Annotated in this window: 14 protein-coding genes; 5 read left to right on the top strand and 9 right to left on the bottom strand. The window is 41.3% G+C overall.

Features of this window, described 5'->3' with window-relative positions; all coding sequences use genetic code 11:
- Positions 1–29: 29 nt before the first annotated feature.
- The 6 genes from ACFQZJ_RS09025 to ACFQZJ_RS09000 form a co-directional block, all read right to left on the bottom strand.
- The gene (locus ACFQZJ_RS09025; protein ID WP_379934007.1) at positions 30–1,085 is read right to left on the bottom strand and encodes a type III polyketide synthase; all 1,056 of its coding nucleotides are present in this window, start codon (positions 1,083–1,085) and stop codon (positions 30–32) included.
- Positions 1,082–1,804, bottom strand: coding sequence for a methyltransferase domain-containing protein (locus ACFQZJ_RS09020; protein ID WP_379934005.1), 723 nt, complete (start codon positions 1,802–1,804; stop codon positions 1,082–1,084). The genes ACFQZJ_RS09025 and ACFQZJ_RS09020 overlap by 4 nt, the downstream gene beginning before the upstream one ends.
- Positions 1,804–2,925 carry an NAD(P)/FAD-dependent oxidoreductase gene (locus ACFQZJ_RS09015; RefSeq protein ID WP_379934004.1) on the bottom strand — a complete coding sequence of 374 codons (1,122 nt, stop codon included), beginning with the start codon at positions 2,923–2,925 and terminating at the stop codon, positions 1,804–1,806. Before ACFQZJ_RS09015 ends, ACFQZJ_RS09020 begins: the two co-directional genes overlap by 1 nt.
- A 75-nt stretch (positions 2,926–3,000) precedes the next feature.
- Positions 3,001–3,696 carry an OmpA family protein gene (locus ACFQZJ_RS09010; protein ID WP_379934002.1) on the bottom strand — a complete coding sequence of 232 codons (696 nt, stop codon included), beginning with the start codon at positions 3,694–3,696 and terminating at the stop codon, positions 3,001–3,003.
- A gap of 23 nt (positions 3,697–3,719) precedes the next feature.
- Entirely contained in the window at positions 3,720–4,202 is a 483-nt protein-coding gene (locus ACFQZJ_RS09005) for a hypothetical protein (protein WP_379934001.1), read from the bottom strand.
- A 153-nt stretch (positions 4,203–4,355) separates the two neighbouring features.
- Positions 4,356–6,332: an alpha-ketoacid dehydrogenase subunit alpha/beta gene (locus tag ACFQZJ_RS09000; RefSeq protein WP_379933999.1), complete on the bottom strand. Its 1,977-nt coding sequence runs from the start codon at positions 6,330–6,332 to the stop codon at positions 4,356–4,358.
- A 124-nt stretch (positions 6,333–6,456) separates the two neighbouring features.
- On the opposite strand from ACFQZJ_RS09000, the gene ACFQZJ_RS08995 reads away from it, so the two are divergent.
- The 5 genes from ACFQZJ_RS08995 (at position 6,457) to ACFQZJ_RS08975 (ending at position 10,513) form a co-directional block, all read left to right on the top strand.
- Positions 6,457–7,407 (top strand): isopenicillin N synthase family dioxygenase, encoded by a 951-nt coding sequence (locus ACFQZJ_RS08995; protein ID WP_379933998.1) that lies wholly within the window; start codon positions 6,457–6,459, stop codon positions 7,405–7,407.
- A gap of 2 nt (positions 7,408–7,409) precedes the next feature.
- Positions 7,410–7,736: a translation initiation factor gene (locus ACFQZJ_RS08990; RefSeq protein ID WP_379933997.1), complete on the top strand. Its 327-nt coding sequence runs from the start codon at positions 7,410–7,412 to the stop codon at positions 7,734–7,736.
- Between the two features lie 111 nt (positions 7,737–7,847).
- Positions 7,848–8,780 carry a DUF1835 domain-containing protein gene (locus ACFQZJ_RS08985; RefSeq protein ID WP_379933996.1) on the top strand — a complete coding sequence of 311 codons (933 nt, stop codon included), beginning with the start codon at positions 7,848–7,850 and terminating at the stop codon, positions 8,778–8,780.
- A 6-nt stretch (positions 8,781–8,786) separates the two neighbouring features.
- Complete coding sequence (locus ACFQZJ_RS08980; protein ID WP_379933995.1) at positions 8,787–9,659, top strand: nucleoside phosphorylase; 873 nt, start codon at positions 8,787–8,789, stop codon at positions 9,657–9,659.
- Positions 9,656–10,513: a substrate-binding domain-containing protein gene (locus ACFQZJ_RS08975; protein WP_379933993.1), complete on the top strand. Its 858-nt coding sequence runs from the start codon at positions 9,656–9,658 to the stop codon at positions 10,511–10,513. The genes ACFQZJ_RS08980 and ACFQZJ_RS08975 overlap by 4 nt, the downstream gene beginning before the upstream one ends.
- Here ACFQZJ_RS08975 and ACFQZJ_RS08970 read toward each other — a convergent pair.
- The 3 genes from ACFQZJ_RS08970 to ACFQZJ_RS08960 all read right to left on the bottom strand — a co-directional run bounded on the left by ACFQZJ_RS08970 (position 10,510) and on the right by ACFQZJ_RS08960 (position 12,831).
- A complete protein-coding gene (locus ACFQZJ_RS08970; protein ID WP_379933991.1) occupies positions 10,510–10,941 on the bottom strand; it encodes a response regulator in 432 nt (143 codons plus the stop codon). The genes ACFQZJ_RS08975 and ACFQZJ_RS08970 overlap by 4 nt on opposite strands.
- A 70-nt stretch (positions 10,942–11,011) precedes the next feature.
- The gene (locus ACFQZJ_RS08965; RefSeq protein ID WP_379933989.1) at positions 11,012–11,677 is read right to left on the bottom strand and encodes a uracil-DNA glycosylase; all 666 of its coding nucleotides are present in this window, start codon (positions 11,675–11,677) and stop codon (positions 11,012–11,014) included.
- Between the two features lie 86 nt (positions 11,678–11,763).
- Positions 11,764–12,831 carry a DUF6340 family protein gene (locus ACFQZJ_RS08960; RefSeq protein ID WP_379933988.1) on the bottom strand — a complete coding sequence of 356 codons (1,068 nt, stop codon included), beginning with the start codon at positions 12,829–12,831 and terminating at the stop codon, positions 11,764–11,766.
- Positions 12,832–12,972 lie beyond the last annotated feature (141 nt).

Genomic DNA, 12,972 nt, shown 5'->3' with positions numbered 1-12,972 from the left:
CTAGCCCCTAAAGACTAACAACTATAAAGCTACCATTCCAACAAAACCCGCTGCGCCGAAAAGCCAGGTCCAAAGCTTAAAACCAAGCCTTGTTGCCCTTCTGGAATATCTTTCTCCATAAATCGTTCTAGCACATAAAGTACGGTGGCGCTACTCATGTTACCGTATAGTTTTAGAACCGCTCTCGTATCATCAATATTTTTACCTAGGCTCCCAAAGAGCGCCTCAACAGTCTGTACTATTTTTTTTCCTCCGGGATGAAATATGAGATGTTCTACCTTAGAGATGTTACTTCCATAACGTTCTAAGAAGGGGTGAACGATATCCTGAAAATGGTCTGCAATGGTCTCCGGCACCGCAGGGTCCAAAATCATCTTTAAGCCATGATTGGTAAGGTCAAATCCCATTAAGTGGGTTGTGTCGGAAAAGTGGTACATGTCCTCCCCTATTATTTTAGATCCTTCAGCAGTCTCCTCCGAAGAAAGTAATACACAGGCGGCACCATCACCAAATATGGCGGCACTGACCATATTCGCCATAGAAAAATCGTTCAATTGGAACGTTGCCGTGGGACTCTCAACAGCAACAATGGCTATTCGTTTTCCGGGGTTCGACTTCAAAAAATTATGGGCATAAATAAGTCCGGATACGCCGGCGGCACAGCCCATCTCCGTTACCGGAAGCCGAACCACATCTTGACGCAGACCTAGTTCATTGATTAAATAGGCATCCAAGGAAGGAATCATAATTCCCGTACAACTTACGGTAATAATGTAATCCAAAGAATCTGGCGTCCATTTGGCCTTGATCAGCGCATCTTGGAGTACGGTACTGCCCAATTTTTTACATTCTCGGGCATATATAGCGTTTTTATCCTCAAAGGATGTTGCTAAAAACACCTCTACTGGATCCATAATGCTATACCGCCTGTCTACCGCGGCGCCCTCAAAAATTTTGATGACCTTACGTCTAAAACGCTCATCCTGGTCCTGCAACCATAACTCTACAAAAGGCAGTATTTCCTTGGTTTCCCTGCAGTACTTGGGCAATGTTTTGGTAACCGCCACTATTTTTGTTGTATTCATATATTGTTTTGTCTCTGTTTTCGCATGACCCATACATATCTAAAGGCCCATTTCCACGAAATCCGATGGTCAAGTTTGGGTAATTTTTTTGCAAATGCCTCTAATTCCGATCTGGAAAAACTTCTGGTGATGGAAATCAGGCCATCTATTCTTGCTGTTTTGGTACGGATAAAAAGTCGACTAAAGGCTTTGAACAACCAGTAGGCCAATTTACTTCTTTCCAAATCATTGATTACGATTCCTATTGTGGACAAGCGCTCAAACTGATGAAGAAATTGTAAAATCCCTTCATTATTAAAATGGTGCATGGTCAAGGTCGTTGTTACAATATCGCAATTAAAATCTGAAAAATCCGCAGTTAAAATATCTTTAATATGATAGCTAATTTCAGGAAAATCTTCTGAGGCTTTGCGCGCAAGCATTACTGCATCCGAACTTAGCTCCACGCCTATCAATTTTACATCTATGGTTCGCTTTCTGGCCTCAAGAGCTATGTTTCTAAGCATATTTCCATCGGCACAACCCATATCTAAAATCGTATACGATTCTTTCTGAAATTCTCCAATCAACTTAAAAACCGCGTCTACCGTAATTTTGTTCCCTCCCAGGATACGATTTACCCGTGTAATATCCTGAAGTACGGTTGCGAGCTCCCCTACAGGTCCGGTAAAGTCGTCCATGAGCTCTTTTTGCTCACTTCTACGAGTCCAATCAATCATTATTCGATAGCTTTTCCGTGGGTCTTTGAAATGACATAATTTAAGATGTTTTTAGAACGACCGGCCATACCTAATCCGGCATTCATCCACCTATCATCCAAGAGCACGCCTTGTAACCTTCTCCCAAACCACAAACGATTTTTAAAGGCGGCATTCCAGTTTTTGGCATACTCTTTTTCCAGTCGATCACGATCATTCTTGCCATCGCTCAAAAAGGCATGAACCGCTTCGGAAGCTAATTTTGCACTGTGTATCGCCATAGCCATACCATTGCCACAAAGGGGATGGATGAGGCCGGCAGTATCTCCGCACATTAAAATATGGTTTAGGACCGGCTCCTTTTTATCAAAAGCGATTTGCGCGATGGCCAAGGGCTTGTCAAAAATAAGCTCCGATCGCTCTAAAAAATCCCTGAGATACGGATTTTTAGAAACCACCTCTCTGTTAAATCCATCGATATCCGTATATTTTTTAAAATTGCTGTAATTGGCCAGGTAGCAAAAATTTACCGCACCGGTCTCCGTTTTTGAGAGTCCACCATAACCACCTTCAAAATTATGGAGGGCGACCAAACTATCCGAAAATTCGTCGTTCCTATAATGCGCTTTGACCGCCAGCCAATCCTGCTTTTTAAAACTAAACGGCCTTTTTAGGGTTTTATCCAAAGTCGATCGTTTTCCGTAGGCACCCAATACAACTTTGGCTTCATATTCTAGGCCGTTACCGGTTACCGTGAATCTGTTATTGGCAAAGGAGATGTCGGTTACTTTTGAAAAGACGAATTGTACTCCTTGCGATTTTGCCTTTTGAAATAGAAGGTGGTCCAACAAGAATCTGCTTATTCCAGTACCTCCAAGCGGAAGTCTTGTAGCTATTATGTTCCCTTTGGCCGTACTGATTTCAAAATCTGTAATAGAGACGCCACCAGCGGCCTTAAGATCTATTCCTAGGCGCTCTAAATAGGGTATTACTTCATTGGACACATACTCCCCGCATACTTTATGATGCGGATAGGTATTGATTTCAAACAGTAGGATTTTATGTCCCGATCCCGATAAAGCGATAGCTGCCGTAAGCCCGGCAAGTCCGCCTCCTACAATAATTACATCTTTCTTTTTCAACAAGTGTAAGTTACGTCTTTCCAAAAAAAAATCCCTGTTTACACAGGGATTTTAATTCAGGAAAACAAAGTTATTTTAGTTTCCTACTTCCTTTATGGCTTCTTGTTTAAGCTCCGGACTTGCCACAATAGCAAGTTCAACCCTTCTATTTTTTGTTTTGCCTTCTGGCGTTGCATTGTCGCCAATTGGTTGGTCCTCTCCATACCACTTGGTCGTAAATCTATCCGCGGCAATACCTTTGGTTTTCAGAAATGCCACAACCGACTCTGCCCGCTGTTTGGAAAGGTTCATGTTGTAATCTGCCGCTCCGGCACTGTCCGTATGACCTTCAACCAAAATGTTGGAGTCCGGATATTCCATAAAAATCCCGGCTAACTTTTCTAAGGTTGCGGCAGAAGCTCCTTTTACGTTTGACTTGTTCGTATCAAAAAACACCCCGGCATCTTGGGTAAAGGTAACATTGATGCCTTCTCCTACCCTTTTCACTTCCGCTCCTGGAATCTCCTCCTCTATCCGTTCTGCCTGCCTGTCCATCCGGTTACCAATATAGCCTCCGGCAGCACCACCGATTGCAGCCCCCAGGATAGCCCCAAGAACCGTATTGTTGCCACTCCCTACATTGTTGCCTATAACACCACCAATAACGGCACCACCTGCGGCACCTATACCAGCCCCTTTTTGGGTTTTATTCGCGTTTTTAATTGTACTACAGCTCATGACCATTGCAAAGGCCATTAGGTAAGCCGAACTTCTAATTACATTTATTTTCATTTTTATTTATTTAAGTAGGTATATTATTTTTTACTGAATTCGTAAACGACGGAGACCGATGAACCATCTACCATTACATTGGACGATAATTTCATAGCCTGTTCCGTTAAGTTCTCAATGGTCAAACGATACCCTGTTCCTCCAGAAATATCCTTTAACTTCTCGTCGATAAACTTAAACTGAAGTTGACTGCTATTATTGCCTTCCCTTTCAACAACCGACCATCGAATAAAGCGATCGCCGCCGTTGCATAGCGTAGACGGGGAAATGGTATATCTTCCCGTGCTGTTGTTATCACGAAAAAACCAGTCACTCCCTTCTAAACAAATGTCCTCGACATCATTAAATAATACTGCTTTAAAATTACCCGTGTTGTTCGCGAACGAAACATCGTTCAATATCCATGAACCACTGATCATATTACGTTTTGCACGCGCTTCTTTAGAAATGGAACATGAGGAAAAAGTAATGGCGCAAACGCCCATTAGCAAAATTAATTTTTTCATAAACTAAGTAGATTTATTGTTCATCCTATATACGGATGCCATCGACTATTGGATGTACCGTACCAAGAATATCTTATTCTCTTACACGGTAAAGAACGGTAATAACAGGCAATAGGTTTGGCTCAAATGAAATGAAGAATAGCGCAATAGCGTTTAATACGCTATCAAGGCAAGTAATTCTTTCTCGAACCTAGATTTTGCCAAATAGTTACGCTCCAACTCTGCATTGAACGGAATAGGGGTTTCCAAACTGCCAACGCGCTTTACCGGCGCATCAAGGCTCTCGAAGCAATTTTCCATGACATTGGCCGCAATATCGCTGGCAATACCCCCAAAAAGGCTGTCCTCTTGCAGAACGATAAGCTTTCCTGTTTTCCGTACCGAGGTGTAAATGCTTTCCATATCCAAGGGCTGCAAGGTTCTTAAGTCCATGAGATCGGCTTCAATACTGGAATGAAGCGAGAGTGCTTCCAAAGCCCAATGCACGCCGGCGCCATAACTTACAATAGTTATATGATTACCCGTTTTTAAAAGATTGGCTTTTCCAAACGGTATGGTAAAGTTATTGGTCGGTACATCTTCGTAAATACTTCGATACAGTCCCTTGTGCTCAAAGAACAGCACTGGGTTGGGGTCATTTATTGCGGTAGCTAGCAATCCTTTGGCATCTGAAGGAAATGCGGGGTAGGCAACCTTTAGACCGGGTGTTTTGGTAAACCAGGCCTCATTGGTCTGGGAGTGAAAAGGGCCTGCCGCCACACCGCCACCACAAGGCATGCGAATGACTACATCGGCATTTTCGCCCCATCTGTAATGAGTTTTGGCCAAATAGTTGACAATGGGGTTAAATCCAGTTGAGGCAAAATCCGCGAACTGCATTTCCATGACCGCCTTCATGCCATTGATAGACAAGCCCATGGCAGCCGATACGATAGCCGATTCACAAATAGGCGTATTTCGAACCCGCTCCTTTCCAAAGGCCTCCACAAAACCATCGGTTATTTTAAACACACCGCCGTATTCCGCAACATCCTGACCCATAATTACCAAATTGTCATGCAGTTCCATAGCACCACGTAAACCATCTGAAATGGCGTCGACAAGACGAATATTTTTTTTATGTATAGAAGGAGTAACTTCTTTATAATCAAATTTTTTATATACCTCACTTAATTCTTTACTTTCATCAAAAGTAACCCCTTCCTCCTCAAAGGCCAATTTTAAATTCTCCTCTATTTCAGTACTAATTTCCTGTCTTAACGTCTCTTGTTCGGCCTTGGATAGGACACCGGTAGACAGCAGATAGGATTCAAAATTATCCAATGGATCCTTAGCCGCCCAGGCATCCATCATCTCTTGCGGCACGTATTTGGTACCACTGGCCTCTTCATGACCACGCATACGAAAGGTCTTAAATTCCAATAAAACAGGTCTTGGATTGTTTCTGATGTCTTTACATAGGGCATCTACCTTGGTGTACACTTCTAGAATGTTATTCCCATCTATAATGTGCGATTCCATCCCGTAGCCAATACCTTTGTCCGCTATGTGTGCGCAACTAAACTGCTCCTTCGTAGGGGTAGAAAGTCCGTAACCGTTGTTTTCAACACAAAACAACACCGGTAAATCCCAAACCGATGCTACGTTCAATGCCTCGTGAAAATCGCCCTCGCTAGTTGCTCCTTCGCCCGTAAATACTGCAGTTAGCCGCTTCTCTTTCCTTAGCTTGTGCGCCAAGGCAATACCATCCGCAACCCCCAGCTGTGGCCCTAAATGGGAAATCATACCAATTATCTTATAGGCTTGTGTACCAAAATGAAAACTACGGTCCCTACCATTGGTAAACCCACCGGGTTTTCCTTGCCACTGGGCAAATAATCGGTGCAAGGGTATATGGCGTGTTGTAAAAACACCAAGATTCCTATGCATGGGCAAAATGTACTCTTCTTGTGTTAACGCACTAGCAACGCCAACAGCAATGGCTTCTTGACCAATACCGCTAAACCATTTGGAAATACGTCCTTGGCGCAAAAGAATAAGCATTTTCTCCTCTATCATCCTTGGGCGCAACATCGCCCTATAAAGCCCTAATTGCGCATCATCTGCGAGTTGAAACTGCTTGTAATCCATACGTTTGGCGGTCAATTTAAATTTATGGTATAAATGTAACAAAAAACGGGAGATTCCTTATTCCCATAACACTATTGTAACTAAGCAATAATTCGTAAATTTACCTAAACACAAAATTAAGAGTATGAGTCTAGTACCAAGTGTAGATTTATCGGATTTTATTTCAGATGACCCAAAACGCAAGGAAAAGTTTATCAAGGAGATAGGAACAGCCTTTGAAGACATAGGGTTTGTTGCACTTAGTGGCCATTTTTTGCCTGAAGACCTAGTAGACAACTTGTATGCCGAAATAAAAAAGTTTTTCCAGCTTCCACAGGATATCAAGGATTCCTATGAAATCGAAGGTATCGGTGGTCAAAGAGGCTACACCTCCTTTGGCAAAGAACATGCAAAAGGCAGAACAGAGGGTGATTTAAAGGAGTTTTGGCATTTTGGTCAGTATGTGGCCGACGACCCAAAACTAGCAAAGGAATATCCGGACAATGTACTGGTATCGGAGCTCCCAAAATTTAACGAAGTAGGCAAGGAAACCTTTAAAATGTTGGAGAAAACAGCGCGATATGTACTGAGGGCCCTGGCACTTCATTTGGAGCTGGAAGAAAGCTATTTTGATGAATTTATAACGAACGGAAATTCGATTTTACGCCCCATCCACTACCCACCGATAACATCGGAACCAAAAAATGCGGTACGTGCCGCCGCCCATGGGGATATTAATTTAATTACATTACTGATGGGTGCCCATGGCAAGGGCTTGCAAGTCCAAAATCATAAAGGCGAATGGGTAGATGCCATTGCCAGACCGGACCAGTTGATGATCAATGTGGGGGATATGTTGTCCCGCTTATCCAACAATAAACTAAAATCTACGATACACCAGGTGGTGAATCCGCCGCGGGAACTCTGGGGCAGCTCCAGATATTCGGTTCCTTTTTTTATGCATCCTATTAGCGAGATGCCTTTAAACTGTTTGGAAAACTGTATTGATGATGAACATCCCAAAAAATTTGAGGATATTACCGCTGGTGAATTTTTGCACGAACGCCTGATCGAACTAGGATTGATTAAAAAATAGCCATGGACTTACAGGATCAATTAAAAAATCTTTTTCCAGAGCATACGCCGGAAGATAAACCAAATACACCGCCGGAGAAAGATATATGGATGCAGGACGAACCCATTATCTGTAAATATGAAAAGCGGAAAGGAAAACCCATAACCATTTTAGAAGGCTATACCGGCGGTGACGGTGATTTTAAGAAACTGGCAAAGGAATTAAAGACAAAACTAAGTGTAGGTGGTAGTTTTAAGGAAGGCAAAATAATTATTCAGGGCGATTACCGAGATAATATTATGATGCTATTAAAAGAAAAGGGATTTAAAGTTAAGCGCGTGGGCGGCTGAAGCCTTTTTTAATTGTTTTTAGTGCCTACGGTAGTTCTTTTTGTGTTAATTTTTTTTATTTATTTCACATAAACCTTACATTTATCCGAGAACAACTAAAAAGAATAGGAAATGAGTTCCCTACTGCATATCACTAACGGCGACAGTTTTACCCAGCGACTTAACACGTTAAATATCAAAGGCGACGTTATTACTTGGCGCGAGATGTTATGCGAAGGAAAAACACTGACCAATGTGGGAAGCGAGTCTTTTTGGAAGACACGGTACGAGTTTCTCCACAAAAATTACAAGGTATCCAAATCATGGTTCATAGAAAAAACCTTAAAAGAATACCGTTCACTCTGTAATCATAAGCAACAAGATCAAATTATACTTTGGTTCGAGTACGACCTGTTCTGCCAAGTAAATATGTTGGCGGTCATAAGTTGGCTGTTGGCCAATAGGAAATATGCCCAAATTTCGCTGGTTTGCAGTGGCGATGAAGATGGAAGCGAGAAAATGTACACCCTTAACGAGCTTTCGGATGACCAATTGTTAGGGCTGTACAAAAATAAAAAGATATTAACACAAGATGATATCGAATACGCGGATTATGTATGGCAGTTGTATTGCAGCAATAATCCAATGCGCTTGGAGAATTTGACAGATTTTGAGGATTACCAGTTCGCATATTTAGGAGACGCAGTTAAAAATCATTTGAAGCGATTTCCAAGCATTGCCAACGGCTTAAACAGTATGGAAAATAACATTCTCCAAATAACAGCGGATAAAAAACCTGTCTCTAGAAAGGATTTGTTAAAAACTGTTTTGGAAAACAATGATAGTCTAGGTTTTGGGGATACGCAGTACGAAAGAGCCATAACCCGACTTAAGCCGCTGTTTACAGCTTTTAATCCGGCAAGGCTTACCAGAAAAGGGAAAGAAATATTGGACGGACAAACAAGTTATTACTCGTGTATCCAAGATAACGACGTGTATTTAGGAGGAGCCTTAAAATACAACTTCCTCTATAATACCGGAACGAGCAGAATTCTAAAGCTCTAGTTTTCTATGCAGATTCGCGCCTCTGAGCTCATCTTGAATACGGATGGCAGCATTTACCATCTCAACCTCTTACCCAAAGATATAGCAACTACCATAATTACCGTAGGTGATCCCGATCGTGTTTCCGATGTATCCCAACATTTTGATTCCATAGACCTAGTAAAAGGAAAACGGGAGTTTTTAACACATACCGGTATGTTGAACGGAAAAAGACTCAGCGTTATTTCCACTGGTATCGGGACAGATAACATAGATATTGTTTTAAATGAATTGGACGCACTGGTAAATATTGATTTTACCACAAGAAGGGTGAATAAAAATCGTATACGATTAAAATTGGTCCGTATTGGAACTTCGGGCGCCATTCAACCGGAAATCCCGATAGATTCTTTTCTAATGAGCGAGCATGCCATTGGTTTTGACGGGCTCTCACACTTTTACGAGCATAGTTTTACGAAGCACACAGATTTGGAAGATGCTTTTATAGCACATACCCAATGGGCAACCAAAAAGGCACGGCCATATATTGTTGATTTCGATTCGGATTTAGCGGCAGCGTTTATGGATAATCGTATACGATTAGGTTTTACCGCCACAAATACAGGTTTTTACGGGCCACAAGGCCGTGAGTTACGGCTAGCGCCCAGTCAGACCGGTAGTATGTCAAAAATGGCTAGTTTTGCGCATGACAACAAACAAATAACCAACTTGGAGATGGAGACATCGGGCATCTATCTCCTATCCAAATTATTAGACCACCAGGCCGTATCCTTAAATTGTATTTTGGCAAACCGGGCTACCGGCGAATTTTCTAAAAATCCAGAAGCGGCAGTACAAGAATTGATACAATTAGCCTTAACTAAATTAACGTCAGCATGAAATCCGTCAAAATCATAGGTGTCCCAGAACATTTTAACCTCCCTTGGCATTTAGCGATTGAAGAAGGGGCCTTTGCGGAACGTGGAATAGACCTGCTGTGGGAAGACATCCCGGAGGGAACTGGTAAAATGTGCCAACTTCTAGAAAACGAAGAAACCGATCTAGCGATCATACTCACCGAAGGAATCGTTAAAAGCATTTCCGAAGGTAATCCTACCAAAATCATACAACAATATATTGCCTCTCCCCTACTTTGGGGTATTCATGTAGGTGCCAAGAGTGACTTTCTTAGCATTTCCGAATTGCAGAATAGTAAGGCCGCCATTAGTCGGTTTGGTAGTGGTAGTCACCTAATGGCCTATGTGAACGCTCAAAAGAACGATTGGAAACCAGAGGACCTTTCCTTTGAAGTGGTCAATAATTTAGAAGGAGCCGTTACCGCGCTAACCAATGGGGATGCCGCGTACTTTATGTGGGAACATTTTACCACTAAACCTTTGGTAGACGAAGGAATTTTTAGACGTTTAGGCGATTGCCCTACGCCATGGCCTTGCTTTATGTTGGTAGGGACAGATAGGTTTCTTGATGCAAACGCGGGTATTTTAACCCACATCCAGGAAGTATTGGAGACTTATACCTCAGAATTCAAATCAATACCAAGCATAGATAGAACATTAGCGAACCGGTACGAACAGCAATTGAGCGATATACAAGAATGGATGGCCCTTACGGAATGGAGTTCAACCCAACTTTCCGAACCAACCTTAGGTAATGTTCAGGATACATTGATAAAGTTGGGACTGCTTAAAGAAAAATTACCGGCAGACAATTTTCTATATGCACCGATAAATTAAGCTCCTACAGAAATATTGATATGTTTGTTGATAATTTTTTTAAAGGTATTGTCCGATAAAGGTTTTTGGGCAAAATCAACGATATACGGATTGTTTTTAGCACGTTCCTTATCCTGATCATTATCGCTTATCGTAACCAATACGATCATAAGCTGTTCTTTTAGCTTTTCTGGAACCTGCTCTTCATACATTCGTACAAACTCCCAACCATCAACCACGGGCATTCTAAGATCCAGCATAACCATGCAGGGCAGGGCGAGCTTGTCCTGACCCTTATTTAAAATAAAATCCAGTGCTTCTTGACCATTGATCGCGGCATTGACCTCGATGTCCATAGCCAACTTGCTAATGAAAATTGAATGTAGAAAATTGCTGGCTTCGTCATCGTCTACCAGCAAAATAGATTTTAATGAGTCAAACTTCTTCATGTAATCCTTTAGATTTTAGTTAGTAAGAAAATACCGATACAAATTTAACAAAAATATATAGAACACTAACTTACCAACGGATAGTTTTATTGCCCAGGCCTGCCAAAATATGGTTTGTTTTTGAAAAATGGCCATTTCCGAACCAATACCCTCTATTTGCACTTAAAGGAGAAGGGTGTCCGGATTCTAAGATATGGTGTTTGCTACTATCGATGAGTTTAACCTTCTTTTTTGCAAAACCTCCCCATAGTAAAAATACCAAACCGTCTTTTTCTCTTGATAAGGTTTTAATAACGGCATCCGTAAAAATTTCCCATCCTTTCTTCTGGTGACTACCCGCATCGTTGGCCCGCACAGTTAGTGTAGCGTTCAATAGCAAAACCCCTTGTTTTGCCCACCCATCCAAGTTGCCGCTTACTGGATAGGGTTTATTACAGTCGGTTTCGAGCTCTTTATAAATATTTACTAGCGAAGGCGGGTGCTTAACACCATCCTGAACCGAAAAACAGAGTCCGTTTGCCTGATTAGGACCATGGTATGGGTCTTGCCCTATGATTACTACCTTGGTTTCCTCAAATGAACAATGATTAAAAGCTTCATATATTGCCATTTTATCCGGATAACAGGTATATCGGGAGTATTCATAATCTAAAAAAGACATCAATTCCTTAAAATAAGGCTTGTTAAATTCGTCATTCAAGCGGGTCTTCCAACTTACAGGAAAGGGAGCGATCATATTATAATGCTAATTAAACTCTAAAGTAGCATTTTTTCGTTAGTAGATCTAATTGGATTCGGGCAAAAACCCATTGTTCTTAACTCTTAATAATTTAAAAACTCGTTACTGGCCAGTTTCTTTAAACCTACAACTTGTAGCGCTTGCCTTTGCTCAAGATCTTTAATATATAGCAGGGTATGTTGCTCTTGATGTAAATCAAAGGATTTTAGCGCCCATTTCATGGCACTGTTTAAATCCCCATTAAATTCGCTTAAAACAGCCAAATTATGACTAGCCCTGCCACTTACCTTTGTTTTGGAGTTCGTAATCTCTTGTTCCCAAAGCAGTCTTGCCTCATGATATGCACCATTTTGAATTTTGTCGTGCGCTTTTGCTAGTTTTTTTGAACCTGAAATAAAATATTCCCTATAAACACTTGCTCTTTTTGGTTGCATTCGGTGCCCATAAGAACTTCCCGATTGTTTGCTTTGTTTCAATAGGCTTTCCCTTCTATTGTCAATGGCTTGTAAAGCATCAACTTGATTTATTCCCTTGCCTGATGCCTTCACGTGCTGATTGGTGGTAAATTCATCGATCAATATTTTTTGTTTTGGGTCATAGATTCGCCATCCGTTTTCAATTAATGTTTCTAAGCTTATCTGCTGACCGGAGACTTCGGTTCTAACCCGCATCAAATCCAACTGGTCCACCTTGGTCTTTTTCAATGAAAACTTAGTTTCCGCTTCATGAGAAGCTAGGGAAAATAAGGCATCGACCCCATTTTCTTTGCATATCAATGCTATTTTATCCCATGTATCCTTATCCGGGTTAGCGCCAAAACTGCTTATTTGTCCTTTACGTTTAGATAAAATTTTTACGTCTTCGAATCGTGTGTCTTGAGCCAACTCGTCAAAAAGTCCGGTTAAAGCGGCTTCGGTTCCTTTTTCCGCCAGCCAGCGTTCTTCCAAAACTATTAACTGTTCTAAACCGTTAGCATAGGTTTTTTCGCCTAAAGCTTTGCTACTATTTATGATACCAATTTTTTGAATTTGGTTTGATAGTTCAACAGGTGAGGGTTCTATAAAACTAACCTTTAACTGTTTGGTGGTAGTACAGCTAAAGCATCCAACTAACATTACGAACGCCGATATTATTTTATATAAATATTTCATCACTACAATCGTATTATTATAAATTATACTCTTAAATTTAAACCTAAGGGTACTATAAAACAGTATTTTAGCCAGGATTATTGTGTGCAGAGGTTAAAACAATGGATAGTAACCGAAGTTATCTTAAGTTAACTAAAACCG

It is taken from the genome of Maribacter chungangensis (assembly GCF_042676845.1).
GTDB lineage: Bacteria > Bacteroidota > Bacteroidia > Flavobacteriales > Flavobacteriaceae > Maribacter > Maribacter chungangensis.
The sequence above is the reverse complement of the archived record's forward strand: the minus strand, read 5'-3'. Positions and strand labels throughout refer to the sequence as shown.

Bases quoted from the DNA above. Each gene is read 5' to 3' on its own strand.
- ACFQZJ_RS08960 (WP_379933988.1), bottom strand. From the start codon at position 12,831: ATGAAATATTTATATAAAATAATATCGGCGTTCGTAATGTTAGTTGGA.
- ACFQZJ_RS08985 (WP_379933996.1), top strand. From the start codon at position 7,848: ATGAGTTCCCTACTGCATATCACTAACGGCGACAGTTTTACCCAGCGA.
- ACFQZJ_RS09025 (WP_379934007.1), bottom strand. From the start codon at position 1,085: ATGAATACAACAAAAATAGTGGCGGTTACCAAAACATTGCCCAAGTAC.
- ACFQZJ_RS09010 (WP_379934002.1), bottom strand. From the start codon at position 3,696: ATGAAAATAAATGTAATTAGAAGTTCGGCTTACCTAATGGCCTTTGCA.
- ACFQZJ_RS08975 (WP_379933993.1), top strand. From the start codon at position 9,656: ATGAAATCCGTCAAAATCATAGGTGTCCCAGAACATTTTAACCTCCCT.
- ACFQZJ_RS09020 (WP_379934005.1), bottom strand. From the start codon at position 1,804: ATGATTGATTGGACTCGTAGAAGTGAGCAAAAAGAGCTCATGGACGAC.
- ACFQZJ_RS09005 (WP_379934001.1), bottom strand. From the start codon at position 4,202: ATGAAAAAATTAATTTTGCTAATGGGCGTTTGCGCCATTACTTTTTCC.
- ACFQZJ_RS08980 (WP_379933995.1), top strand. From the start codon at position 8,787: ATGCAGATTCGCGCCTCTGAGCTCATCTTGAATACGGATGGCAGCATT.
- ACFQZJ_RS08995 (WP_379933998.1), top strand. From the start codon at position 6,457: ATGAGTCTAGTACCAAGTGTAGATTTATCGGATTTTATTTCAGATGAC.
- ACFQZJ_RS08965 (WP_379933989.1), bottom strand. From the start codon at position 11,677: ATGATCGCTCCCTTTCCTGTAAGTTGGAAGACCCGCTTGAATGACGAA.
- ACFQZJ_RS09000 (WP_379933999.1), bottom strand. From the start codon at position 6,332: ATGGATTACAAGCAGTTTCAACTCGCAGATGATGCGCAATTAGGGCTT.
- ACFQZJ_RS08970 (WP_379933991.1), bottom strand. From the start codon at position 10,941: ATGAAGAAGTTTGACTCATTAAAATCTATTTTGCTGGTAGACGATGAC.
- ACFQZJ_RS08990 (WP_379933997.1), top strand. From the start codon at position 7,410: ATGGACTTACAGGATCAATTAAAAAATCTTTTTCCAGAGCATACGCCG.